This is a genomic window from Labilithrix luteola (assembly GCF_001263205.1).
GTDB classification, from domain to species: Bacteria; Myxococcota_A; Polyangia; order Polyangiales; family Polyangiaceae; genus Labilithrix; species Labilithrix luteola.
This window is the reverse complement of sequence record NZ_CP012333.1, coordinates 9,677,287-9,701,993: the sequence shown is the minus strand read 5'-3', so window position 1 is coordinate 9,701,993 and position 24,707 is coordinate 9,677,287. Positions and strand designations below refer to the sequence as shown.

Below are 24,707 nucleotides of genomic sequence, written 5' to 3'. Positions count from 1 at the left end.
ATGCGCTTCCGTCCGCTCGCGCTTGCGTGCTTTGCCTTCATGCTCGACTGCGCTTCGCTCGATCCGATTGCCGAGGACACGTGCGGGAACGGCGTCGTCGATTCGACCACCGAGGATTGCGACTCGTTCCCGGCGGCGCAGTGCGGGAAGCCTACCGATGGAGCCTCCGCTTGCCGCCTGCTCTGCGCGCCGAACGATCCCGACAAGACGTGTCCGCAGGGGTGGGGATGCGGCGTGCAGGGATTCTGCCGGCAAGCCACGGGCGAGTTCGAGCACGCGAACGAAGCCGTTTCGGCGGGCGTCACGGCGATGCTCGTCGGAGACTTCGACGGCGATCGTCGAAAGGACATTCTCGGCACGAGCGCGCTCGGCGGCGCGCCAGCCAAGGGACGCATTCACTACTTCGGCGACAAGGGCGTGCTCTCGCAGACGGTGGGTCTGCCTGCCGTTCTCGGCTCTCCCGTGGTGCGCGACTTCGACAAGGACGCGCGCGACGACATCGCCTTCGGCTACACGTTCCGTCTCGCGACGGCGACGGCGGGCGGCGTGGGACTCATTCTCGGCCAGACCGATCGCACGGTGGTCACGAAGGTCTTTCCGACGGTGACGAAGCCGGGATTCGACGGTGTGCTCGTAGCCCTCGACGCGACGACCGCAGACGTGCCGATCGGAGCCGACTCGCAACTGGCCGTCGGTACCGCGATGAAGGACGGCGCACGCATCGACGTCATCGTGTCGCTCGACGAAGATCTGGAGAAAGGAAAGCTCGGCTACGAGAAGGCACTCGGCGGTTCGGCCGACGAGCTCGCCGGGATGCCGGCGGCGGGGAGGATGTTCACGCTCGACGGCACGTCCGCCTGTGGCGAGGTCGCCGTCGCTCTCAACACGTCGTCCGGCTCGAAGGTGGAGATCTTCTCCCCGTGCAGGAAGGACAGCGGACTCGTCACCTGGAACCGCGCTCGTCCGGCGGTCGACATCGCGATTCCCACGGGCGAAAGCCGGGTCACGGGCGTCTTCATCGCCGACGTCGATGGCGATGGCGCTCTCGATCTGATCGTCGGAGGCGCGAGCGGCAAGGTCTACGTGGGCAAGGGAAACGGCACCGCCGTGCTCCCGCCGCTCGTCGTCATCGATGCCTTGCCCGAGCTTCCGCTTGCGACCGCCGACCTCAACGGCGACGGCGCGGCAGACTTCGTCCTGCCGAGTGGCGTCCTGATGAGCCGAAGAGGGGCGCCGGGGACGGATGGAGGTGCCTCCGACGGAGGCGTACGGCGCGCGAGCTTCCTCATTCAGGCGCCCACCAAACGCTGGACGGTGGCGGCCATCGCCGACCTGAATCGCGACGGCCTTCTCGACGTCGTGGGGGGATCGTCGGAAGCGCCCGACCTCGACGTTCTCGAGGGGGCGAGTCCGTTCGTGGCCGATGGGATCGTGATGCCTTCGTTCACGATCTCCACGAACGGCCCGGTCACCAACGTCGTGACCACGGACATCGATCTGGACGGCACGCGCGACGTCTCGTTCGTCCAGACACGTGCCGCCTCGAACATCGGTGAGATCGGCGTGGCCTTCGGTCGGCCGTTCTCCATGCCGCCGGAAGCTCCGCGCATCGTGGGCCGCCTGGCCGACGTCCGGCAGCTCATGGCGAGCGAGGCGAGCATGACCATCACCACGCGAACGCCGGGAGCGACCGCGTCCGACCTTCCGTCGTTGTCGGTGGCTTTGCTCCTGCCGAGCGGCGAGCGACAGCCGATTGCGCCGCTGCTTTTTCTCGACGGCGCTTCGAAGCGACCGCTCTCGGCGCCGAACCTTCAGCGCACGTGGCTCGCCAGCGGTCTCGTCGCTGCGCCGGCGGTCGTCAAGGACCGCGTCGATCTGTTGGCCCTCGCGGCTGGCTACACGCGGCGAGCCGATACGGGCGTCGACTCCGGCGATCCCGTGTTCGGCATGTGGTTGGCGATCGGAAGCGGCAACGCGTCGTTCTCGACGCCCAGCGAGGTGGCAGCGCTCGACTTCTACGGAGCGAGCCGCGCCGAATCCTTCCAGCCTCTGTTCGTTGCCGGGGACATCGATGGCGGCGACGAAGGCATCGCCGAAACGGTGTCGCTCGCGCGCGATCCCTCGGGCACGGGCGCCGTGATTCGGATCCTTCGCAGCGTTCCTGGCTCCTCGTACGACCCGAGCGACGGTCACGCGGTACCGAACCTCTATCCCGTGCCGGGATCGCGCATCGACCTGCTCGACGTCGACGTCGATGGCCGCCTCGATCTCGTCGCGCTGATGAGTGACAAGGGCGGCGTGACGAGCACGTGGGTGTTCTTCAGCGACGGAAGCGATCACAAGTACCCGTTCCAAGCACCTGTCGCCGTACCGCTGCCGAAGCCGAGCGGCGCGACCGACCCGCTGACGCCCCTCGATTTCACGCTCGTCACTGTCGGTGGCGACGACAAGGGAGCGCGAAAAGAGCTCGCGATCGTGACCCCGAATCACGCGTTCCGGGTACGCGCGAAGAAAGACCACGGGTTCGACCCGCCCGTCGATGCAACACAGGCACTGTTCTCGACCGGCGGCCTCAGCTACGGGAGCAGCATCGCCGCGGGCGACTTCGACGGTGACGGCGTGGAAGACCTCGCTGTGACCGATCTCGGCGCGATTCGCGTCTGCCTGCAGAAGGCGAGGTTGCCGTGATGCGTGCGACGTCGCTCCTGCGCTTGCTTCTGGGAGTGAGCGGACTCGTGTTCGCTCAGCCCGCGTTTGCGGCGGCTCCGGCCAAAGAGCCTACGCCGGAGGAGGTCGATCGGGCGCGAACGTTCTTCAACGCGGGCGTCGGCGCGTACTCGGCGGCGCGTTACGCCGACGCCGTGCGGAGCTTCGAGCAAGCGTACGAGCTCGCGCCTCGCCCGCAGGTGCTCTTCTCGCTGGCCCAAGCCGAGCGCAAGGAGTTCTTCGCCGGCAACGACGCATCGTATTTGCGGCGCGCCATCCAGCACTACAGAGAGTATCTCGAGCAGGTCCCGAGCGGCGGGCGTCGTTCGGAGGCGACCGAAGCGAAGGCCGATCTCGAGGCACGCCAGTCACGGCTCGATCCGCAGCAAGCGGTGTCGCCGGCGCCAGCGTCAGGAGCGAAGCGCAAGGCCCGCGTCACCGTCTACTCACCCACGCCAGGGGCACGGGCCTCGCTCGACGGCGGTGCACCGCAAGAGGTGCCATTCTTCTCGGACCTCGAGCCCGGCAAACATCGCGTGCGCGTCTTTGCGGAGGGCTATGTCGACGAAGAGCGCGACGTCTCCGGGGACACGCCCGTCGATCAGCCCCTCGATCTGCCGCTCAAAGAACGACCGGCACAGATCACCGTGGCCCTCGGCTCTGTGGCGAACGTTTATGTCGACGGTCACATCGTGGCGACGACACCGCTTGCGCGTCCGATCGAAGTCCCTCCGGGACCGCACGTTCTCAGCGTGACGGCGAACGGCAAGAAGCCGTTCTCGCAAGAGGTCGTGCTGCCGCGCGGCAAGCCCTATCGCTTCGAACCGAAGCTCGAGACGAGCGGTCAGCGCGTCGCGGCCTACACGATGCTCGGCTTGGGCGTCGCCGGCGTGGTCACGGGCGGAGCCTTTGCCCTCGCGGCCCTCGGCCAGGAGAACAAGGTGCATGACATCGATGACGCCCGGGCCCAAGGGAACATCGATGCCGACCAGCTCCAGGCGCACAATCGTGCGATCGACAAGCGAGACGACTTCCGCACCGTCTCCATCGTGAGCCTGTCGACAGGTGCGGCACTCGTGGCGGGCGGTGCGATTCTCTATGCCTTCGACCATCCGTCGGTCGGCGTGCAACAACCGCGTTCGATCGAGCCAGGACCCGTTCCGAAGCACCCGGAGCATTCGATCGACCTGTCCGCATCGCCGCTCGTCGCCCCGGGAACGTGGGGCGGTGTCGTCACCGGCCGATTCTGAGCATTGCCGGCGCTTGCGCGTCGCGCAATGCTGATGACAGCCATGTTCGAGAAGGTCCTCGTCTGCAATCGCGGCGAGATCGCGCGTCGCGTGATCCGCACGTGCAAGCGTCTCGGCATCGAAACCGTGGCCATCTACTCCGAGGCCGACGCCGAAGCCCCACACGTGAAGGACGCGGACGAGGCGGTGCTCGTGGGGCCGGCCGCGGCGAAGGATTCGTACCTGAACGTCGAGGCCATTCTCGCCGCCATCAAGAGTACCCGCGCCGACGCCGTGCACCCCGGCTACGGCTTTCTGAGCGAGAAGTCGGGGTTCGCCAGGGCCGTCGCCGAAGCCGGGGTCGTCTTCGTGGGCCCGCCGCCCGAGGTGCTCGACGCCTTCGGCGACAAAATGAAGGCTCGCCACGTTGCGCTCTCCGCCGGCACGAGCCCGGTGCCGGGAACCGACGAACCCATCGCAATCGACACGGCCAAGGGCATCGCGCACGCGAAAGAGGTGGCGGCGAAGGTCGGCTATCCGGTCGTCGTGAAAGCCGTCGGCGGTGGCGGCGGGATCGGCATGCAGATCGTGCAAGACGAGGCGGGAATCGAGCGCGCCCTCAAGTCATGCTCCGATCGCGGCAAGGCGAGCTTCGCGGACGCCCGCGTGTATCTCGAGCGGTACGTCGCTCAGCCCCGCCACATCGAAGTCCAGGTCTTCTGCGACACGCACGGTCAGGCCTTCACGCTCGGTGAGCGTGAGTGCAGCGTCCAGCGGCGTCACCAGAAGATCATCGAAGAATCGCCCTCGGCCGCGCCGTTCTTCCAGGGCGAGGCCGGAGAGAAACGCCGCCAGGACCTCTTCGACGCCGCGTTGCGTGTGGTCAAGAAGGTCGGCTACGTCGGTGCTGGCACCTGCGAGTTCATCGCCGACGAACGGGGCACTCTCTTCTTCCTCGAGGTCAATGCGCGGCTGCAGGTCGAGCACCCGGTGACGGAGATGGTCACCGGCCTCGATCTCGTCGAGCTGCAGCTTCGCGTCGCGTGGGGCGCGAAGCTTCCCGATCTCTCGACGCTCGTGCGCAAGGGGCACGCGATCGAGGCGCGCGTCTACGCCGAGGATCCGAGCAAGGGCTTCATTCCCAAGCCCGGTCCCATCGACGAGCTGTCGTGGGCGTGGGGCGCGGGCGAAGTGCAGTCGAAGACGCTTCGCGTGGAGTCGGGCGTGTCGGCCGGCTCGAAGATTACGCCCTTCTACGATCCGATGATCGCCAAGGTCGTGTCGTGGGGAGAGACGCGCCAGCAGGCCATCGCCGAGCTCGATCGCGCGCTCGCCGGCACGATCATCGCGCCGGCGACGACCAATCTGTCGTTCGTTCGCAAAGTCCTCGCGTCCGAGGAGTTCGTGACGTCGCGCTACGACACGAAGTTCGCCGAAGTCCTCGCCAAGCGAGCGTGAAGCGCGTCAGCGCCGCGGCGCCACCGGCGTGAGAGCCGGCTCGCCGCCGAGCACGCGGAGGACGTTCGCGATCGCCGTCGCGGCCATCGCTTCGCGCGTCACGCGATCCGCGCTGCCGATGTGCGGAGCGAGCACGGCGTTCGGACGCGCGAGCAGGGCAGGGTGGACGGTCGGCTCCTCTTCGAACACGTCGAGACCGGCTGCAGAGAGCGGTCCGTGCTCGAGTACGTCGGCGAGCGCCGCTTCGTCGACGATGGGCCCCCGCGCGGTGTTCACGAGGATGGATCCCTCTTTCATGCGCCCGAGGCGCTCACGCGAGAAGAGGTGCCGCGTCTCGGGGGTGAGCGGGCAGTGAATCGAGACGGCGTCCGCCCAGGCGAGCATCTCGTCGAGTGACTGTGTGTAGGTTGCACCGAGTGCGCGTTCGAGCGGTTCGGGCAGGCGCGTTCGCTGATTGTAGAGAACGTGCATGCCGAAGCCGCGCGCACGGCGGGCCAAAGCCTGCCCGATGCGGCCCATCCCGACGATGCCGAGCGTCATGCCGTGGACGCGCGTGCCGAGCATGAACGTGGGCGTCCACCCGGTGAAACCGCCGCTTCGAACGAGGCGGTCGCCCTCGGCGATGCGCCTGGCCGCGGCGATGAGCAGACCGAAGGCCATGTCGGCCGTGGCTTCGGTGAGGACGTCGGGCGTGTTGGTCACGACGACGACGCGCGCGGCGCAGGCCGCGAGGTCGACATTGTCGACGCCCACGGCCACGTTGGCCACGATCTTCAGGCGAGGCGCGCTGTCGAGCAGCGTGCCGTCGATGCGATCGGTCAGCAGCGCCACGATGCCTTCGACGCTGTCGCGACACGCCTCGAACGCGGCGGAGCGAATCCCGGCTTCGTCTTGCACCACATGATGGAGCTCTGCGAGGCGCGCCGGAGACGCACCAGGCAGAGTTCCGCTCACGAAGACGGTTGCCACGTTCCTCTATTCCCGGTCGAACGGAACGACGGTGTGCCCTTCGAGCTTCGGCACCGCCGCCACGACCTTGTCGAGAATCTCGCTCGCCGTACCGACCACGATGACGACGAGATTGTCGGCCGAGATGCGCGTCTTGACCGAGGCATTGGCATTCTCGGGCGTGACGGCGCGAACGTGGTCGAGATAGCGCGAGTGATAGTCCTCGGGCAAACCGAGAAGCTCACTCTCGAGCGCCTGTCCGAGTCGCTTCGGCGCCGTGTCGATCTCGAACGCGTGCGACCGCACGAGGTAGTTCTTGATGAACGAGAGCTCGCGCGGTGTGACGCCGTCCGAGACGAACTTCTCGAGCATGTCGAGCTCGAGCGAGATGCACGGCGCGCAATCGTTCGCGGCGGGGAACGCCGACATCAAGAACGCGTGACGACGCCGTTCGATCGACAGTCGTGCACTGGTTCCGTACGACCAACCGCGCTTGCTGCGGATCTCGCGCATCATGCGCGACGTGAACGTGCCGCCCAGCACGGCGGTCGCGCAGACGAGCGGGAAGTGATCGTCGTCCTCAGCCCGCGTGCCGAGCGTGCCGATGAGGATCTGGGTCTGCGTTCGTTCCGGCTTGTCGACGAAGACGAGCTTGCGGCCCGAAGGAACCGGCGGCTCGGGCAGATCGAGCGTGACCTGCGGGCCGTCGGGAAGAGCCGAAGCGAGCTTCGTGCCGATGCGCTGCGCTTCTTCGACCGTGATGGCTCCCGCGAAGCCGATGACCAGATCGGACCGGACGAAGTGGCGCTTGTAGGCGGCGAGCACGTCGTCGCGGGTGAGGCTCTCGAGCGACGAGGGCCTGCCCGCCGCGCTTCGCGCGTACGGATGATCCGGGAAGAGCGCGCGCCGGAACGCGATGCTCGCGAGCGCGCGGTCGTTGTCGCGCGAGTCGAGGATCTCGGCGACGCTCTCGCGGCGAAGCCGGGCAAGCTCGTCCTCGGCGAACGTGGGGTTGCCGATGATGGTGGCGAGCAGGTCGCAGAACGGCTCGAGGTTGCGGCGAATGACTTGCCCGTGGAGGCTCGCCGTCGTCGGTCCGATGTCGAGACCCACCTCGCCGCCGAGGCAATCGATGGCATTCTCGATCTGGGCGGAGGTCATGCCCTTGCAGCCACGGCGCAGCATGCGCGCCGTGAGACGAAGGAGGCCGTCTTTGCCCTGAGGATCGGCGACCGCGCCGCTCCGCACGGAGATCACGATCGAGACGAGGGGAACGACCGACGAGGTCTCGACGAAGCCGATGGCTCCGCCGCCGAGGTCGATACGCGCGGTCGAGGCGCCGTGCGCGGCGCTGGTGCTGGACGTCTTCGGAGTCACTGAGCTGCCTCCTCGGCGCCCGAGGCCGGCGCGGAGTCCCCTTCGGGGAGTACGCGAATCATGGTTCGCGCTTCGTTGTTCAAGTAGCGCCTGGCGGCGGTTCGAAGCTCGCCGGCAGTCACGCGACGATAGGCTTCGAGACGTCGGAAGGCGGCGGCGGGATCGCCGAGCACGGTGTCGTAGAAGCCGATCTGCTCGGCTTTGCCGCTCATGGTTTCGAGCGACTGGAGAAGTCCGAGTTCGAGGCGAGCCTTCGCGCGAGCGAGCTCCTCCTCGGTCACGACCTCGTCGCGGGCGCGCGCCAGCTCCGCCTCGGCGATCGGCAGGATGTCCTCGCCGCACACTCCGGGACGCGCCGTGTAGTAGACCTCGTAGAGGCCGGGATCGCGGAACGTCGAGACCCAGCCGCGCAAATCCGTGCAGAGCTCACGGTTCACGACGAGCTCGCGATACATGCGGCACGCACGGCCGCCGAAGAGCACTTCGTTGAGCACCGAAAGGGTGACGTGATCCGCGTCGCCGAGCGCCGGGCCCCGGTAGCCGAGAAGAAGCTTCTCGCTCGCTGTCGGCTTCTTCATGGTGACTTCGCGCGCTTCGAGCTGGTGGGGCTCGGGCGTCGTGTCTTCTTCGGGCAGGACGGAGGCCGGGATCGCACCGTACGCCGCGCGGATCTTCTCGAGCACGTCGGCTTCGCGCACGTCGCCCACGACGACGACCGTCGCGTTGTTCGGCGCGTAGTACGTCTTGTAGAAGGCCTCGCAGTCTTCCGGCGTGAAGTTCTGGATGTCGTCCATCCAGCCGATGGTCGGCCAGTGATAGGGGTGCTTCGTGAACGCCGTCTTGTAGAGGATCTCGTTCGCCGTACCCTCGACGTCGTCGTCGACGCGCATGCGGCGCTCGTTCGCCACGACCTCTTTCTCGCTGACGACCTGCGGCTCGCGCAGGACGAGGCGAGCCATGCGCTCACTCTCGAGCTTCACAGCCAGCGCGAAGCGGTCCTTGGGGAGCGACTCGTAGTAGTACGTCCAGTCGAGCCAGGTGGCGGCGTTCGACTCGGCACCGTTCTCCTCGAGCTTGCGATCGAACTCGCCCGCCTTGAGGCCTTCGGTCTCGTTGAACATCAAGTGCTCGAACAAGTGCGCGAGGCCGGTTTTGCCGGGCCTTTCGTGGCGCGACCCGACGCGGAACCAAGTGAAGTAGCTGAGGACCGGCGCGCTCTTGTCGACGAGAAGCAACAAACGCAGCCCGTTGCCGAGCCGGAAGCGATGGACGTACGTGACGTCGGCGCCGAGAGCAGCCGTTCCGAGGTCGGTGAAGGGAACCGAACCCTCGTAGGTCCAGAGGCTCTGGGTGTTCAAGGGCTGTCCCTCGTCCCCAGATTGGCCCGTCTGCTGGCCCTCAAAGTTGATGCGCGCGGTCAGAGCCGCGATTTTGGCGGACATTCCGCCGAACGGAAGACCGCTTTGGCCTTCATGTCAAGCACGTCGGGCCTGCGGCCTACAACTCTCGCATGTCGAGGACGTTGAACGAGCCATTCCTGAACACCCAGGCATGCGGGCCGCTGAGGGCCACGATCCCGGCTTCGCGGTTGACCTTGCCGTCCGAGGCTCGACCGTCGTCGTCACCGATGCGTACCAGGCGCACCGGGTCCCGGCACCCGGGAGCGGCATGGAACACCGGCTCCTTCGTGTTGTGGGCCACGACCACGCCCCCATTGCTCGCGAGGAGCAGGCCGCCGTCGAAGGCGCGGACGGAGTGGAAGGGGCGGGGAGTGCCGGCCTCCGTCAGGAATGCCTGCTGTCGAATCGGCAGGTTGACGGTGTGCGGGGGGCCCTTGTCCACCCGCCAGATGCCGCCGTCACGATCGAGCACGAACGCGCTGCCGCGCCAGACGTCGAAATCGGCGAGGTTGGCGTCGATGACCTGATCTTCCGTGATGGGTTGCCAGACCATGCCGTCGAAACGCGCGACGGCGCCCATGCGGTCGCCGCAGACGAGCGCCGACACTCGGACGCCGTGAGAAACGAGGGCGACGACGGACTCGGTGTCGTCGAGCATGGCGTCGGGGTCGAAAGGCACGAACCCGTCGCCGGCAAATTCCAGCAAGGCGCCTGCGCCCCACACGATGACGCGGTCGGCGGCGCCCCCGATCCCGTACCACCAGGGGCGCCCGTGCGTGGGACGCCGCAACGCGAAGCTCTTGGTCCGGCCGCCGGTGAAGCGGACGGCATGCGTCGTCGTGAGCCCCCACATGGACCCGTCGCGTGCAACATAGAGATCGTTGAGCGGCTCGTCGACGACGTGGCGCGTCGCGACGATGCCATCCACGACGTGCAGAACCACGCTCGAGGCGTGCTCGCTCGTCGAGCCCGTCCGTCCAAGAAGGTAGAAGTCGGTGGCCGACGTGCCGCTCGCCGCACGGAAGACGTGCTCGGACGCCGGCATCGTGGGCACGTGCATGACACCGCGCATGACGAGCGGGGCCTCGCGTGCGGCACGCCGCAGATCGCGGACGGCGTCGGGATGGCTCGGACCGCGTGTCGCCGAGTCTTCGCCGAAGAAGTTCTCGTCGCGGAAGTAACGCAGCCAGCGGAACACGTCCTCCGCGCCGTAGACGAAGATGCCCGTACGCAGCGAGACGGCGAGGGTGAATTCGTCGACGTTGAGGGTGAGGGAAGCCTTTCCGCTCGAGTCGAAGAGACGATCGACTTCGCCGCGGACGTGGAGGGCGTGCTCCTGGCCGATGAGCTCTTCGATGGCGTCGACGTCACCGGTTTCGAGGCGCCCGACGACCGGATATTCGAAGCGGAAGCCGAGCTCATAGAGCAGGCGTTTCAGACGCTGGGGCATCTTCGCGGCGCTCTCGACCGACTCCTCGCGCGCGTCCGCGACCATGTCGAGCCACTCGCCGAAGTGCGCGGCAATCGGATTCGCCGAGCCGTCTTGCCATTCGACGATCGGCAGCTCGCCCTGGTAGCGGACGGCCGTAATCTGCCGCTTTCCACCGCCCCTGTCGAAGCAGACGAGTTTGTCCTGCGCCCGGCAGAACGGAGCGTAGCGCCTCGCTTCTTCACCGCCGTAGGCGATGATCTCGTCGGCCTCCGCTGCCATTTCGTCCGAAACGAGGAACGCTTCGGGATCACCGATCTTGCTGGCGACGCGCATCGCCGCGACGTAGCTCGGCGGAAGTTCCATCCCGAGAAACTGCGCCTGCGCAGCAAGCTCCTTCATCGACATCGGCGCGCCGAGGCGTCCCTCGTGACCGGAGTTCACCAGCACCGTGCGAATGCGTTCGAGCGCCGCGATGGCAGCCCGGGTCGGATCCACGTTGCTGCGCGGCCTGTTGCTCCGCGTGACCCGTTTCTTGAGCGGTGTTTTCCTCACGGGGGCTCGTCGGGAAGGTTATCGCAGAACACCGCGAAGGGTGGAGCAAGCATGCGGAATGAGGCCGTCCCCGACGTCGCTCGAACGACGGTGGGGCCCTGGCGACCCACGTCGCCCTTCCGCCCGGCCGTCCCGCATCTGCGGGCGAGCCTCGGCGTTCAATCCGAGCGGTTTCTTCGCGTGGAAGCCTGCTTTCCTCGTCGTTTCGTCCTCGACCTACTGATTCACGCGAAACTTAGGACGCAACCTTCGGCGCAGGGCGGCCGATTGCAGACCCGTCATCATGGAGGGTTTCATGCGTCGCGGACGATATTGGATGGTGTTGGTGGCCGTGGGTGTGGTGGGGACGGTCGGCTGTTCTTCGTTCAGTCCAGGAGAGTCGGAGACGGTGGCGCCGACGCCCGACGCGTCGTCGGAGCAGCAGCCTCCGCTTCCGACCGATGCTCCGCCGCCGGTCGTGTCTCCCCCGGGCGATGATGAGCTCACCGAAAGCTATGGCGTCTTCGTGGCGCCGTCCGGAACCGCGGATGGCGACGGCTCACGCGCGCGCCCGCTCGGCTCGATCGCAGCGGCCATCGAGAAGGCCAAGCCGCAGGCCAAGCGCGTCTACGTTTGCACAGGCATCTACAAGGAAGCGCTCGTCTTGGCGAACGCCGTCACCCTCATCGGAGGCCTCGAGTGCGGAGCCACGTGGAAGCTGACTTCCACTGGGCGCTCGCAGATCGAAGCTCCGACGAGCCCCGCATTGCGCGCCAACGACATCACGAACGACACGTCCTTCATGGGGTTCACGGTCACCGCGCCGAACGGCACGCAGGCCAACCCGTCATCCTTCGGACTCATCGCGCACGACGCCAAGCACCTACGGATCGTCTCGAGCACCATCCGCGCCGGAAATGGGCTCGCGGGAGTGGCAGGAACGGGTGGGGCGGGGCTCGCCGAAGGGGCCACGGCGAACGGTGGCAGCGGCACGTCGAGCATTGACCCGTATCCGGCATCGAGACTGGACGGCATCAAAGGCTACCCCTCGTGCGCTGGCGGCGCGGGAGGCGTGTCCACGTGCGGAGGCGGTACCGGCGGGCGCGGCGGCTCGGGCGGCGTTTTTCATTGCGTCCTCGACCCCGGATCGACCACGGCGCGCTCATGGGCCGTTCAGCAACACAGGGCCGGACTAAAGACCTACACGCTCGACCCGACCGCACCTCAGGTTCCTACCAACGCAGGAAGCAACGGCGGCGACGGCGCGAACGGAACCACGGGCAGCGAGATGGGGGCGCTTACCGAAGACGGGTACACGACGTCGGACGGCACGAAAGGTGGTGATGGCGGCCCGGGCGGCGGTGGTGCAGGGGGGCTGCAGGTGGCCGCGCCAACCGGGGTCTGCAGCGACGACACGATCTCCAAGCCTGGCTGCGGCCCAGGCGGAGGTGCGGGCGGTTGCGGCGCCCTCGCCGGACTGGCGGGGACGGGTGGAGGCGCCAGCGTTGGAGCGAGCCTCTTCGACTCGGACGGCCTCGTCTTCGATGCCGTCGAGCTGTACGGCGGAACCGGCGGCAACGGCGGCATGGGCAGCTTCGGAACGCTGCCCACCCTCGGCGGCGCGCCGGGCTCTACGGTCACCGGCTCGGGCGTGGGCGGACAAGGCGGTCGCGGTGGCCTCGCGGGGTGGAGCGGCGGAGGAGGAGGAGGACCCAGCCTCGGCCTCGCGCACGTCGGCGGTGCTCCGTCGCTCGTCAACGGTGCGTCGGCGAAGGCAGGCAAAGGCGGTATCGGAGCACCGCCTTTGCAGACGAGCATCGTCGGCCAGATTCAGTCGCTGCCAGGTGCGCCCGATGGGAAGACGGCCGACGTCTTCCCGTGGACGCGCTGAGGACTCCGCGCGCTGATCGGATCAGCCGTGCGTCACTGATCGACTTTGAGAATCGCGAGAAACGCCTTCTGCGGGATTTCGACGCTGCCGACCTGCTTCATGCGCTTCTTGCCCTCTTTCTGCTTTTCGAGGAGCTTGCGCTTTCGCGAGATGTCGCCGCCGTAGCACTTGGCGGTGACGTCTTTGCGGAGCGCGCGCACGGTCTCACGCGCGATGATCTTGCCGCCGATGGCCGCCTGAATCGCGACCTCGTACTGCTGCTGCGGGACGAATTCCTTCAGCTTCTCGGCGAGCCCTCGACCGCGGTTGTAGGCGCGATCGCGATGGACGATGATCGAGAGCGCATCGAGCGGCTCGCCGTTGACCATCAAGTCGACCTTCACGAGGTTGCCCGGCTTGTAACCGGTGATCTCGTAGTCCATCGACGCGTAGCCGCGCGAGACGCTCTTCAGCTTGTCGTGGAAGTCGAAGAGCACTTCGGCGAACGGGATGTCGTAGACGATGATGTAGCGGTCGGCGCTCGGACAGGTCATGTCGAGCTGCGTTCCGCGCTTGTCCTGGCAGAGCGTGAGTACCGCGCCGACGTACGCTTGCGGCACGTGCACCGTGAGCTTCACGAAGGGCTCTTCGATCCGCTGGATGTTCTGCGGAGGGGGAAGCTTGGCGGGGTTGTCGACGATCACCATCGTGTCCGTCGACTCCGCCGTCGTGTACACGTGATAGACGACGCTGGGCGCCGTCGTGATGAGGTCGAGGTTGAACTCGCGGTCGAGGCGCTCCTGGATGATCTCCATGTGGAGCAGGCCGAGGAAGCCGCAGCGGTAGCCGAAGCCGAGCGCCTCCGACGAGTCGGCCTCGAAGCTGAACGCGGCGTCGTTGAGCTGCAGCTTTTCGAGCGCATCGCGCAGCGTCGGGTAGTCCGAGCTGTCCGTCGGGAAGATGCCGGCAAAGACCATCGGCTTCACTTCCTTGAAGCCGGGGAGGGGATCGTTCGCGGGCTTGTGGTTCTGGCTGACGGCGTGGGTGATCGTGTCACCCACCTTCGTGTCGTGGACGCTCTTGATGTTCGCCGCGAGGAAGCCGACCTCGCCGGGGCCGATCTCTTCGAGCGACGCCGCGTGCGGCGTGAAGGTACCGAGCTCGGTGACCTCGTACTCGATCTTCGTCGACATGAAGCGAACCTTGTCGCCTCGCTTGATCGTGCCGTCGACGACGCGGAACATGATCATCGCGCCGCGGTAGCTGTCGTACCAGGAGTCGAAGATGAGCGCGCGCAGCGGGGCATCTTCCTTGCCCTTCGGCGGCGGCACCTTCTTGACGATCTCTTCGAGGATGTCCGGCACGCCGATGCCGGTCTTGCCGCTGCAGGGCACCGCCTCCGACGTATCGAGGCCGATGATCTGCTCGATCTCCTGCTTCGTCTTGTCCAGATCGCTCGACGGAAGGTCGACCTTGTTGAGGACCGGGAGGACCTCGAGGCCTTGGTCGATGGCGAGGTAGACGTTTGCCAGCGTCTGGGCTTCGACGCCCTGCGTGGAGTCGACGACCAGGATGGCGCCCTCGCACGCCGACAGGCTACGCGAGACTTCGTAGTTGAAGTCGACGTGGCCTGGCGTGTCGATCAGGTTCAGCTGGTAGGTCTCGCCGTCCTTGGCGGTGTAGCGGAGGCGGACGTTCTGCGCCTTGATGGTGATCCCGCGCTCGCGCTCGATGTCCATCTTGTCGAGGAACTGCTCGCGCGCCTCCCGCTGGGTGAGTGCGCCGGTGACCTCGAGAATGCGATCCGCGAGCGTGGACTTCCCGTGGTCGATGTGCGCGATGATCGAGAAATTGCGGATCTTGGACTGGGGGAAGGGCATCGTCGGGATCGGAGGAGGGGGACCGCGGTTACGGAGTTCGGCAGTGAGCCAGGCGCGAGCCCGGCAGTGAGTCAGCGCAAGTTGCGGGCCGGCGCCGGTTCGCGCCTACCGTACTCGGAAATCCACCAAACCGGCAGCGGCTTGCGCGCTTCTTCGCGTGACCTTCGAGCGACGCGTGATCTTCGAGCGACCAACGCTCTTGGTCATCATGAGGTGCGGCGTCATCCGAGGCGTGGCGGGCGGCTCGAGCCCATGCCAACGCCATCCAGCGGGCGCCATCCAAGGCGCGCCACAACCCGGATCACGGACTTAGAGCTCAGAGCTCGTTACTTTTTGCCGCCAGCAGCAGCAGCCGACGGGGGCGAGTCGGACAGCGACGCCGCCGGGGCGACCTCGGGCGGTCGAGGCGACTCGTTCACGTTCGGGGGGCGGTGTCGACCAAGGCCAGCTGACCAGGCAGCAAGTGAGCGTAGTGACGGAGCACCAAGTCGATTCCTTCGCGGATGTAGACCGCGACCGGTACCTTCGTGCGCTCATGCAAGAGCTTCAGCTTGTCAGCTTGCTCCGGCGTCACGTAGATGGTGGTCGAAATCTTCTTCCGCATGATTCGGAAAACTTCCTGGTTTTGACGCTTTACGTACGCACTCGCCGTGCGGTCGGCCGTCGTTTCTCGGTGACCTCCGAAGGGCGTTCTCCCTAACGCACTCGCGATTCTGCCGCCAGCCCGAAGCAACCAACCTGTGAGTCAAACACAAACCTGGCGAACCTAACGCGACCCCGTGCACCCAATGACTGGTCTCGCCCTGGTCTCGCCAGGTCGGCGGACTCCCACTCGCACCCGATACGCAGACAACGCACACAGACAACGCACACAGACAACGCACACAGACAACGCACACAAACACGAAGCCGGTCGGAACCTGCTCAGTGGATATACACTACGTGAACATACGTGACGGTCAAGGGCGACCTTACCGTCTGGTGCGAGTTCTTCAGGATTGATTCAAATTTTAGCGATTTCAAATGGTTGGGTGAGCGCGACCACGCATCTTGCGGCGGAGCCGGCGAGCCGTTTATCGTTGACGGCCAGCGAGGACGGCAATGCGCCGCCTGCTGGGTGTGCGCTTCCGGAACTTGAGAGAGACCGATGGCTTACAGCGTGAAGAGCAAGCTCGCGCCCAAAGTGCTGATGGCGTGTGGGATCGCGGCGTTCGGAGTTCTCGTCGCATTCGGGTGCGGTGGCGGTGCCTCGGGCGTCAGCGACGCCAAGCTGCCGACCGGCGTGCGCTCCTCGGCGATCGAACACGAGGCGTGCGATGAGTCGGGGAACAAGGTCGAGGTCCTCGACGCCAACAATGACGGCAAGCCCGACATCAAGCGCGTGTCCAAGAACGGTCGCGAGGTCTGTCGAATCTCCGACCTCAATCACGATGGCAAGCCCGACATGTTCGAGTACTTCGACGAGACGGGTCAGTTGCGTCGGCGGGAGGCGGACTACGACGACAACGGGGTCGTCAACTCCATCGAGATCTACCAGGGCGGCAAGCTTGTCCGCCGTGAGCTCGATACGAGCAACCAAGGCAAGATCGACACCTGGGACACGTTCGATCCCAACACCGGCGCGCCGTTGAAGCGCGAGCGCGACTCGAACGGCGACGGGCGCGTCGACCAGTGGTGGACGTACGACGGCGATAAGGTCTCCATCGCGATGGATCGAAACGGTGACGGCCTACCCGACCCCGATTCGACCGTCGTGCTCGGAGGCTCCGGCGCTCCGACGCCGTCCGACGCGGGAGCCGTCGCCATGGCCGATGCGGCAACAACGCCTCCGCCGGCCCCTCCTTCCATCAGTATGCCTTCGCCGAACGAACCGGCCCCCCCGGTCGCCGTCTCTGATGCTGGCGTGGTTGGCAAACCGCAGCGCGGAGGCGCGAAGCGATGATCATGCGTAGGATCGGCTCGGCGGCTCTTCTGCTGGTGGGCGCGTGCGCGTTCGTTGCGTGCGGTGGCGGATCGAAAGGCGCCGTGCAAACGGCCACGGCCCCAGGCGGCTCGAAGGATCCGAGCAAGTGGCCGGCCGACGACCGCTCGATGTGCGATTTCCGCAACAAACCCGAGCTCGAAGTCAGCGAGACGGCGGGGCCGGGCGCCATCAAGCCCAACGTCCGGCGCGTCTACAAAGCGTTCGGTGAGGGCGCGGACTACCATCACAAGTCCCTCGTTTGCCGCGAGATCGACACGAACCTCGACGGCATCAAGGACGTCGTGCGCACCTTCAACCAGAAGGGCGAGGCGCTCCACGAAGAGGCCGACACGGATTACGACGGGCGGATCGACGTGTGGGCGAAGTTCGTCGACGGCCGCATCGCCGAAGAGGACGTCGACACCAACCACGACGGCCGCCCAGACGTCTGGAAGTTCTTCGTGGACGGTCAGCTGCAGCGCATCCGCCGGGATCGCAACGGCGACGGCAAGCCGGACGTCTGGGAAATCTACTCGAAGGGTAGGCTCGAGCGCATGGGCATCGACGAGACCTTCGACGGCCACGTCGACCGCTGGGATCGCGACGAGCAGCTCAAGCGCGAGGCCGATCTCGCGGAAAAGAACGCCCGCGAGCAGATGGAAGCCGCCAGCAACGACGGCGGAGCGCCGGGGTCGGCGGCGGGCGCCGGGGCCGCGGCGGCAGGCGCCGCCAACGCGACGAACGGCGCGAGCGCGGCCGGGGCGTCCTCCAACCCGGACGCCGGCGCACCCAAGAACGCGACGACGAACGCGGCGGCGCCGAAGAAGAAGTAGTACAAGCGCCCTCGCCAATGGAACGCATTCAGAAGATCCTCGCGCGCGGGGGCATCGCCTCGCGCCGCGCCGCCGAAGAGCTCATCGTCTCCGGACGCGTCCGCGTCAACGGGCGCGTCGTGACCGAGCTCGGGGCCAAGGCCGACGAGCGCCGCGACCGCATCGAAGTCGACGGCAAGCGCGTCGTCGCCGAGAACCTCGTCTACGCCATCCTGCACAAGCCGCGCGGCGTCGTCTCGACGATGAGCGATCCGGAAGGTCGTCCGACCGTGCGCGAGCTGCTCGCTCGCATCGGAGCCCGCGTTTATCCCGTCGGGCGCCTCGACTTCGCCACCAGCGGCGTTCTTCTGATCACCAACGACGGTGAGTTTGCCGACGCGCTCCTTCATCCTCGCAAGTCCGTGCCGAAGACCTACGTGGTGAAGGTCAAAGGCGCGATGAGCGACGCCGACCTCGACGTCTGGCGCAAAGGCGTGCGCCTCGAAGACGGCATGACGCAGCCGGCCGACCTTCGGCTCCTTCGTCACGAAGGCGACAAGACCTGGTTCGAGCTCACGATCCGCGAGGGCCGAAACCAGCAGATCCGTCGCATGGGCGAGGCCACCGGCTTCCCGGTCATGCGTCTCGCGCGCCTTTCCTTTGCCGGCGTGGACGGCGAGGGGCTTCCCCCGGCCAGTTCCGTCTCCTCACGCGCGACGAGCTCGTGACGTTGAAGAAGACGTACGGCGTCCCTCGGTCGGTCTCCGTCGCGCACGCGGTGGAAGTGACGGGCCGCGGCGCCCGTGGCCCCCGTGCCGGTGCCGCGACTCCGGCAGCTCGTCGTGGCGCGGCTGGCCGAGCGGCGCGCTCGGTCGGCAAAGAGGCCGAAGTCCGAGACGAAATGCCGAGCGAGCGTCCGAGGGGCGGTCGTAAGCCCGCCCATGGATCAGGCCCCGCGACGAAGCGCGGAGACGACAAAGCGGCGCCGCGTTTCGGTGGTGCATCGTCGGGACGTCGCGGCTTCGAGCGCAGCGAAGATCGTGGTTCGAATCGTGGTCGTCGCCCGGGCGGGGAGACGACTCGCGAAGAACGCCCCGCGTTCGGAGGCGCGCGCTCTGGTGGCTCCGGCCGCACGCGCACGCCGGGAGGCGCTGGCACCAGCTCTACTGGGGCGCGTGGGCCGGCCGAACGCGCCAAGGGCCGCCGCGGTCGCTGATTTCGTCGAAGCGCTCGAGCGGCAGCTACCAGTTGTCGCTCGAGCCTCCGCCGCCGGAGCTGCCGCCACCTCCGCCGTAGCCCGAGCCGCCCCCGCCGAATCCGCCACCACCTCCGCCGCCGCCCCCGCCGCGACCGAAGAGGAAGATCCAGAAGAGGATCTCGCGGAACGTCGGCGACACGATGGCGAGCACGATCACGAGCAGAACGACGCCGCCGAGGATGCCGGTCTTGACGAGATCGCCAGGCTTCTGCGCCTGCTTTCCGGGCTGTTTTCCAGGCTCGCTGACGCCGCCGGGCGTGCCCGTCACGAGATCGTTCAGGATCGCGTCGGTGCCCTTGTCGATCGCTTCGTAGTAGCGACCCTCTTTGAGCAGCGGGTTGATGATCTCGCGGTTGATGTGGCTCGACTGCAGATCGGTCAGCGCACCGCCGACGCCCTTGCCGGTTTCGATGCGCGTCTTGTGCTCTTTGGGGGCGATGACGAGCAAGACGCCGTCGTCGCCTTTGCCGGAGCCGACCTTCCACGTGTTGAACGTGGTGTAGGCGACGTCTTCGATCGACTCGTCTCCGAGGGAGCCCACCACGAACACGACGACGGCGAATCCACTCGTCCTGCGTGCCTGATCGAGCTTGCGATCGAGCCTGAGCACCTGGGTTTGCGTCAGAACCCCGGCCGTGTCCATGACGTGTCCGTTGATCGCAGGGGGCGTGAAAGCCTTGGCCGCGAACGAGACACAGAACAGGGCGAGCGCGACGAGAAGCGCCGCGAGCTTGGCCCAGCGAGGACGGAGAGGGCGACGCCGCGTGCGGCGCGAGCCGACCGAAGAGTCCGGAGAGCCGGACGTCGTCCACCCGGTCCGATCACGAAGGGCTCGGTTGGGAATGCCCCCTGCAAGAAGTGCCTGCGCGCCACGCATCGCCGACCAATGTAATGCCATGCGCGGCGCGGGCGAGCGGAAAGGGAGCTCATCCGCGAAACCGCGTCGCCGCGTCAGGGAGCCGGATCGCCCTCGGTCGTGGAGGGAATCGCTGCGCGTGCACGCTTCGCGAGTGGATCGTCGATCGATTTCGGAAGCGCCCAATCTTTCGTGAAGAAGCCCCCGGCTCGGACGGAGCCGCTGCCAAGCAGGACGGCGCCTCGCGATGGGGCGAGGGCGCGATCCCAGACGACGAAGTCGGGCAAGAGGTCGGGCAGGGAGAGCGCTCGCAGCGTTCCGGGAACATCCGCACCGGCCACGACCACGACGTAGCGATCCGGTCGCACGGGGTTTGGTCGAATGAACGCCGCTCCGAGCTCGGTCCCCGTGAAGTGCGTTTGCCCGACCGTGACCGACGAGGCCTCGACTTTGATCGGGAAGGCGAGCCCAGGGGTGCCCGCCGTGGCGCCTTCGAGCGCCGAAAGCACCCGATTCTTCCGTCCTACGAGGAAAAGCGCCCGATCGTTCGCCAGCGGCTCACCCCTGGCGAGGAACTCGAGGTCGCTCATGACCGGGTAAGCGACGCGAACGCCGCCCCGAATGCGCGCGAACGACCTGGCGACTTGTTCGTTGGCTCGCGCCTCGTCGTCACCGTCTTTGCCGTCGGCTCCCGCAAAAACGAAGACGATCGGCTCGTAAAATACGTCGCGTAGCGGGCCCGTGACCGCACCGTGTTTGAAGACACCCGCGTGCGTCGCCGCGTCTTTGCGCCAGGATGAGCCTTCCTTGTGCAGCACGAGCGGCGCGCCCGCGTCGAACGAAAGCGTCTGGCCGTCGATGGCGATCTCGATGGGGCCCGAGGCATCGAGGAGGCTAGGATCGCGCGCGAACGTGATCCCGGAAACGCCGGTCGTCGTCGCCGTGATGCGCTTCTTCCCTCGCACGCGTGCATCGACGTCACCCCAGCTCGCCTCTGTTGCGAGCTCGTCGACAGTCACCCACGCGCTCTTGTTCCAGCGGGTTCGCGTGGTCTTGAAGCGGACGTGGGCAGGGTGCAGGTCGAGGCCTCGATTGAGCAACCACTTGAGCCCTTTGAGCTCTTCGTAGGTTTCCTGCCAGACGTTGTGCCCCTTCTCCGGGTGCTCGTGCTTGATCGAGAACTTGAGCTTCTCGTACTGCTCGATGAGCACGCCGCTGTTCTCCTCGGGGAGATCTTGCGTCCCGTGCACGATCCAGAGCGGCAGGTGCTCGCCGTTCTCTGCCCAGAGAACGTTCGAGCGCTCTTCGGCGACGAAGCGCTCCCACGGACGGATCGGTCGCCCCGAGACGTCGCTGCGAATCAGATAGCTGTGGTAGCCGCAGAGCGGGGCGGCCGCCGCGAAGAGATGCGGCATGTGCAAGGGAATCGCCGCCGAGCCGATTCCGCCCATCGAGGGCCCCGTGATCGTCACGCGCGCCGGATCGATCGGGAACGTGCGCATGGCCCATTCCACGATCTTCATGACGTCGACCTCGCCGAGTTCGCGATAGAGCGTGTTGCCGTGCGCGTACGGCGTCACGATGAACGCGTCGAGCGGCGGAAGCGTGCCGACGTGGCGATCTTCCCAGCTCTGATCGTGCTTGGGATCGTCGCCGCCAAAGAGCCAACGCATCATCCCGAGCGCGTGACCGTTGAGCCCGTGGAGACCGATGACGAGCGGGTACTTGCGCGTGCCTCCGGGCTTGAACCACGGAGGAACGTAGAGTCCGAACTCGGAGGGCTCGCCGTCGATCGAGCTTCGAATCGCCCGCCGCATGGGGCCGGTGCGCCCTTCGAAGGGATCCGTGCTCCGTTCGAGGGCGGCCGCGATGCGATCGAGCTCACGCGCTTCGTCGGCCTGCGCTTCGAAGTCCGAATCGCCGCGCGCCAGAAGTCCCTTGAGCCGTGCGGCGAGAAACTTGGTGGAGTCGAGTGATCCGGATGCGAGCCAGGCCGCCTTCTCGTCGAGCTTCGTGACGGCGCGCTCGACGCGCACGAGCGCTTGCTCGGTCTGCGGTCGGGAAGGGAAGGTCGAACGGACGACTCGGCCTGCCACGTTGGTCTCGAGCGTGGGCGCGCCGGTCCAAGGGGCAAGCGTCGGCAGCGCAACGGCGAGCTCTCCAACGCCCTTCGCGGTCACTGGGACGCCGCCCGCCTGCACGTCGAACATGGGCGAATCGCCCGTCGCCGGCATCAGCCGCGCCGTGACGGGCAGAGGCACGCCCCGCGGAGCCCCTTCGGGGAAGCGGGCGGTTACGCGTGGACGATAGCGCGCGGGATCGATCGAGGTGTCGAACGTCCGATCGATCGACACGAGCGACATCTTCGAGGCCAGCGTTCGAGCATCGTCGGCCGACGTTCCCGGAAGCCGCACGTAGGCGCCCGGTACCGGCGCTAGCGTCGCATCGACGAAGCGCACGCGCAGGGCCCATGCGCCGTCGCGCTGATGGAGTTTGAAGAGAAGCTTGTGCTCGCCCGCTTCGAGATCGAGCGGGATGACGTCGTCGTCTTCACGAACCGGCCGCGCATCGTCACGCGTGTAGAGGACACGCCCATCGACGCTCACGCGCACGCCGTCATCGACGCCGAGCAAGAGCAAATAGTGACCGGCGCGAGGCACCGTGAGCGTCCCCGCGGCGTAGCCCACGACGTCCGTGAGTCCATTCGCCTCGAGCGCCGCCTTGAGATCGAGGGGGCGGTCGCCGCTCGGTCCTGTGTCGGCGGCCGTCGTTCCCGTCGAGGCCAGCGTCCATCGCGCAGGCGGGCGCTTTTTGTTGCCGAGATCCCGATCGCCCGACGCCGCGTCGTTCGCCGATGGCGCGAGCGCGGCTTCGTCCACGCCGAGAGGCGCCGCTTCGAGCGCAGGTTTGCCGGCACGGAACGGTCCCGCGACGAGCCATGCGCCGAACACGCCCGCAGGGGAGGGGGCCATGCGTACGTCGACGGCGGGAGCGCGCGCGTCGGCATCGAGGTTGGTGGCCGTCGGGGCCGCGAAGGCCTCGTGAGACGGACCAAGGGCGGCCACGAGAGCCGCCGTCGCAACGAGCACGGACCTGGAAACGACGGATGCCAAACGAATCACGGCGGGACTCCGGCTGCTCGTAAAGAGAACGCCCGGAAGGACGTTGCTCGTCCCGAGCTTCTTCACCGAGAGCCCCGCCGCATTCGCTGGTTTGGGATTTAGTCCGTCAGGCCTTGCGCCAGCGTGCGCGGCTCGTCCTTGAAGAGGATCTCCACCTTGCGCTGGTCGAGGATGCGCGTGACGACGCCTTCACCGAACTTCGAGTGCTTCACGAGGTCGCCCTCGTTGAAGATCTCGCTGACTCGGTACTGACGGAAATCACGCACGCCCTTTCCAGAGATGGCCTTCTCCCAGGTGCGTTCGCGATCGGCGGCAGCCTGCTGGATCTTCGTCTTCGTCGGCGCGCGCGTGGAACGCGGGCTGGAAGAGGACGAAGATCCCGCGCGCGACGAGCCGGCCGAAGGCGCCTTGTCGCCCGGTGCGCGGGCGCGGAAATTGTGATGGGACCCGCACGTGGAGCACTCGACGCGCGCTGGCTGGGACCCGACCATCGCAATGATCCGGTGATTCAGCACGAGTTTGCACTTCGTGCACCAGCTGTCGACCTCACCCCCCGCACGAAGCGGTTTACTCATGGGCGCACCATATACCAAGGTGCGCGGATTACTTCGACCGCGAATCGACGGGAACGTCCTGCGACGTGACCGCGAGCATGCCCCGCATGTCCCGGCTCGTCACGTCGTTCAGTCTCGCTATCCGTTCAGTCGCTTCAATCGTTTCGGGCGCGGCGGCGACGCTCACGCTCATCGCGACGAATATTGACAGCCGTCTTCACCTCCGGCTTCGGGAGGGTCGAGGTGCGCTCGTCTTTGCTGCCCGAACTCGCGCTTGCTTCCGTGGGGCCTTCGCTCGGCTCGTCGCTTTCGTCCTCGTCGGACTCGGTGCCGGGCGCCGCCTCGTCCTTCTTGCCCTTGTCGCGACCGTCGTTCGGCGTGAAGCGAATGGTGGTGTTCACCTCGAACTGCACGGTCGTGAGGATCTTCTGCATCTCCCCCGCGAAGTTCGTGTGCTCGAGGAAGTCGCGGATCTCTTTGGCGACGACGCGGAACAGACCGTTCTTCGTCTCGTCGATCTGCTGAAGCAGATAGTGAGCGATGTCCTTCGGCAGACGCAGGTCGCCGACGAACTGCTTCAGACTGTCCGGTGACTCGCGCGCCTTCTCGACGCCGAGCTCGACCGCCCGCCGAACGATCTCCGGGATGACTCCCTCGAGACGACGCCGACGACTCTCCCGTCCTTCGCTCGGGGAAGGGGGAGGTACGGTGTCCGGGGGCGGATCCGAATCGCTCATGGAACGCGTTTACCTTCGCATTTCGTGCACGTCAACGCGACGCGTCAGGCTGCCGCGCTTAGGATGCGGGTCACGCCGGCCGCGGCCTGCTCGAGGTCACGGCTGACCCCCTCCCCATGGCGTTCTTCCTCGCGGCGCTGGCGCCGGGCGCACAGGAGCACTTCCTGGCCGGCGACCGAGACGGCGCGGACCTCGACCTCACGGCGAAGCAGCTCCACGCGTGAGGAAACCGCATCGCTCAGGCTCGCCCAGGCCCCGTCGGCCAGGAGCGGGGCGTAGGCGGCCAGCTCCTCGCAGACCGGCCAGGAGCCCGCCCCGGCGACTACGACGCCCGAGGGATCGGCCAGGACGATGGCGTCGACCTCGCCGCGCGCCCGGGTCGAGCTCAGCTGGTAGTGGAGCGCAACCAGAGGGTCGCTGCTGCGGCGGATACGTCGATCGGCGGAGGAGTCGGCTTGGAGACCGTCGATGCTCATGACGAAAGTGTCGCGTGACCGTCCAGAGCGGGCCAAGTTCGTATGTAGGTGTTGAGACGTCACGCCCTCTTGGGTGAGCTCACCGAACGTGCGAGACT

At 66.8% G+C, this 24,707-nt stretch carries 18 protein-coding genes; 7 read left to right on the top strand and 11 right to left on the bottom strand.

Going from position 1 to position 24,707, the window contains the following annotated elements:
* The 3 genes from AKJ09_RS42010 to AKJ09_RS42000 are packed head-to-tail and all read left to right on the top strand — an operon-like array spanning position 1 to position 5,393.
* Positions 1-2,688: an FG-GAP repeat domain-containing protein gene (locus AKJ09_RS42010; protein ID WP_146653462.1), complete on the top strand. Its 2,688-nt coding sequence runs from the start codon at positions 1-3 to the stop codon at positions 2,686-2,688.
* Positions 2,688-3,956, top strand: a complete 1,269-nt coding sequence (locus AKJ09_RS42005) for a PEGA domain-containing protein (RefSeq protein WP_146653461.1) — start codon at positions 2,688-2,690, stop codon at positions 3,954-3,956. Before AKJ09_RS42010 ends, AKJ09_RS42005 begins: the two co-directional genes overlap by 1 nt.
* A gap of 33 nt (positions 3,957-3,989) precedes the next feature.
* Positions 3,990-5,393 carry an acetyl-CoA carboxylase biotin carboxylase subunit gene (locus tag AKJ09_RS42000; RefSeq protein WP_240488807.1) on the top strand — a complete coding sequence of 468 codons (1,404 nt, stop codon included), beginning with the start codon at positions 3,990-3,992 and terminating at the stop codon, positions 5,391-5,393.
* 6 nt (positions 5,394-5,399) lie between these two features.
* Here the strand turns inward: AKJ09_RS42000 and AKJ09_RS41995 are convergent, their stop codons facing one another.
* Genes AKJ09_RS41995 through AKJ09_RS41980 form a run of 4 tightly spaced genes read right to left on the bottom strand, consistent with a single transcriptional unit; the run spans position 5,400 to position 11,102 of the window.
* Positions 5,400-6,362: a 2-hydroxyacid dehydrogenase gene (locus AKJ09_RS41995; RefSeq protein ID WP_146653459.1), complete on the bottom strand. Its 963-nt coding sequence runs from the start codon at positions 6,360-6,362 to the stop codon at positions 5,400-5,402.
* A 6-nt stretch (positions 6,363-6,368) separates the two neighbouring features.
* Positions 6,369-7,718, bottom strand: coding sequence for a M16 family metallopeptidase (locus AKJ09_RS41990; RefSeq protein ID WP_146653458.1), 1,350 nt, complete (start codon positions 7,716-7,718; stop codon positions 6,369-6,371).
* Positions 7,715-9,160: a M16 family metallopeptidase gene (locus tag AKJ09_RS41985; protein WP_146653457.1), complete on the bottom strand. Its 1,446-nt coding sequence runs from the start codon at positions 9,158-9,160 to the stop codon at positions 7,715-7,717. The genes AKJ09_RS41990 and AKJ09_RS41985 overlap by 4 nt, the downstream gene beginning before the upstream one ends.
* 55 nt (positions 9,161-9,215) lie before the next feature.
* The gene (locus tag AKJ09_RS41980; RefSeq protein ID WP_146653456.1) at positions 9,216-11,102 is read right to left on the bottom strand and encodes a hypothetical protein; all 1,887 of its coding nucleotides are present in this window, start codon (positions 11,100-11,102) and stop codon (positions 9,216-9,218) included.
* 295 nt (positions 11,103-11,397) lie between these two features.
* Between AKJ09_RS41980 and AKJ09_RS41975 the strand changes: the two genes are divergently transcribed.
* Complete coding sequence (locus tag AKJ09_RS41975; protein WP_146653455.1) at positions 11,398-12,972, top strand: hypothetical protein; 1,575 nt, start codon at positions 11,398-11,400, stop codon at positions 12,970-12,972.
* A 32-nt stretch (positions 12,973-13,004) separates the two neighbouring features.
* Here AKJ09_RS41975 and lepA read toward each other — a convergent pair whose 3' ends face one another.
* On the bottom strand, positions 13,005-14,831 hold the full coding sequence (gene lepA / locus AKJ09_RS41970; RefSeq protein WP_146653454.1) for a translation elongation factor 4: 1,827 nt from the start codon (positions 14,829-14,831) through the stop codon (positions 13,005-13,007).
* 415 nt (positions 14,832-15,246) lie between these two features.
* Positions 15,247-15,438 (bottom strand): ribbon-helix-helix domain-containing protein, encoded by a 192-nt coding sequence (locus AKJ09_RS41965; RefSeq protein WP_146656156.1) that lies wholly within the window; start codon positions 15,436-15,438, stop codon positions 15,247-15,249.
* A 540-nt stretch (positions 15,439-15,978) separates the two neighbouring features.
* On the opposite strand from AKJ09_RS41965, the gene AKJ09_RS41960 reads away from it, so the two are divergent.
* The 3 genes from AKJ09_RS41960 to AKJ09_RS55285 are packed head-to-tail and all read left to right on the top strand — an operon-like array spanning position 15,979 to position 18,334.
* Positions 15,979-16,773 (top strand): hypothetical protein, encoded by a 795-nt coding sequence (locus AKJ09_RS41960; RefSeq protein WP_146653453.1) that lies wholly within the window; start codon positions 15,979-15,981, stop codon positions 16,771-16,773.
* Positions 16,770-17,627: a hypothetical protein gene (locus AKJ09_RS41955; RefSeq protein WP_146653452.1), complete on the top strand. Its 858-nt coding sequence runs from the start codon at positions 16,770-16,772 to the stop codon at positions 17,625-17,627. Before AKJ09_RS41960 ends, AKJ09_RS41955 begins: the two co-directional genes overlap by 4 nt.
* Before the next feature lie 17 nt (positions 17,628-17,644).
* Complete coding sequence (locus AKJ09_RS55285; RefSeq protein WP_240488806.1) at positions 17,645-18,334, top strand: pseudouridine synthase; 690 nt, start codon at positions 17,645-17,647, stop codon at positions 18,332-18,334.
* A 513-nt stretch (positions 18,335-18,847) separates the two neighbouring features.
* On the opposite strand, the gene AKJ09_RS55790 is transcribed toward AKJ09_RS55285, so the two are convergent.
* From AKJ09_RS55790 to AKJ09_RS41925, 5 genes are all read right to left on the bottom strand, one after another.
* Positions 18,848-19,741, bottom strand: coding sequence for a TPM domain-containing protein (locus AKJ09_RS55790; protein WP_205633941.1), 894 nt, complete (start codon positions 19,739-19,741; stop codon positions 18,848-18,850).
* Between the two features lie 74 nt (positions 19,742-19,815).
* On the bottom strand, positions 19,816-22,908 hold the full coding sequence (locus AKJ09_RS41940; RefSeq protein WP_146653451.1) for an alpha/beta hydrolase-fold protein: 3,093 nt from the start codon (positions 22,906-22,908) through the stop codon (positions 19,816-19,818).
* Positions 22,909-22,940: 32 nt separating this feature from the next.
* Positions 22,941-23,417 (bottom strand): hypothetical protein, encoded by a 477-nt coding sequence (locus tag AKJ09_RS41935; RefSeq protein WP_146653450.1) that lies wholly within the window; start codon positions 23,415-23,417, stop codon positions 22,941-22,943.
* Between the two features lie 134 nt (positions 23,418-23,551).
* Entirely contained in the window at positions 23,552-24,133 is a 582-nt protein-coding gene (locus tag AKJ09_RS41930) for a hypothetical protein (protein WP_146653449.1), read from the bottom strand.
* 44 nt (positions 24,134-24,177) lie between these two features.
* Positions 24,178-24,609, bottom strand: coding sequence for a hypothetical protein (locus AKJ09_RS41925; RefSeq protein WP_146653448.1), 432 nt, complete (start codon positions 24,607-24,609; stop codon positions 24,178-24,180).
* Positions 24,610-24,707 lie beyond the last annotated feature (98 nt).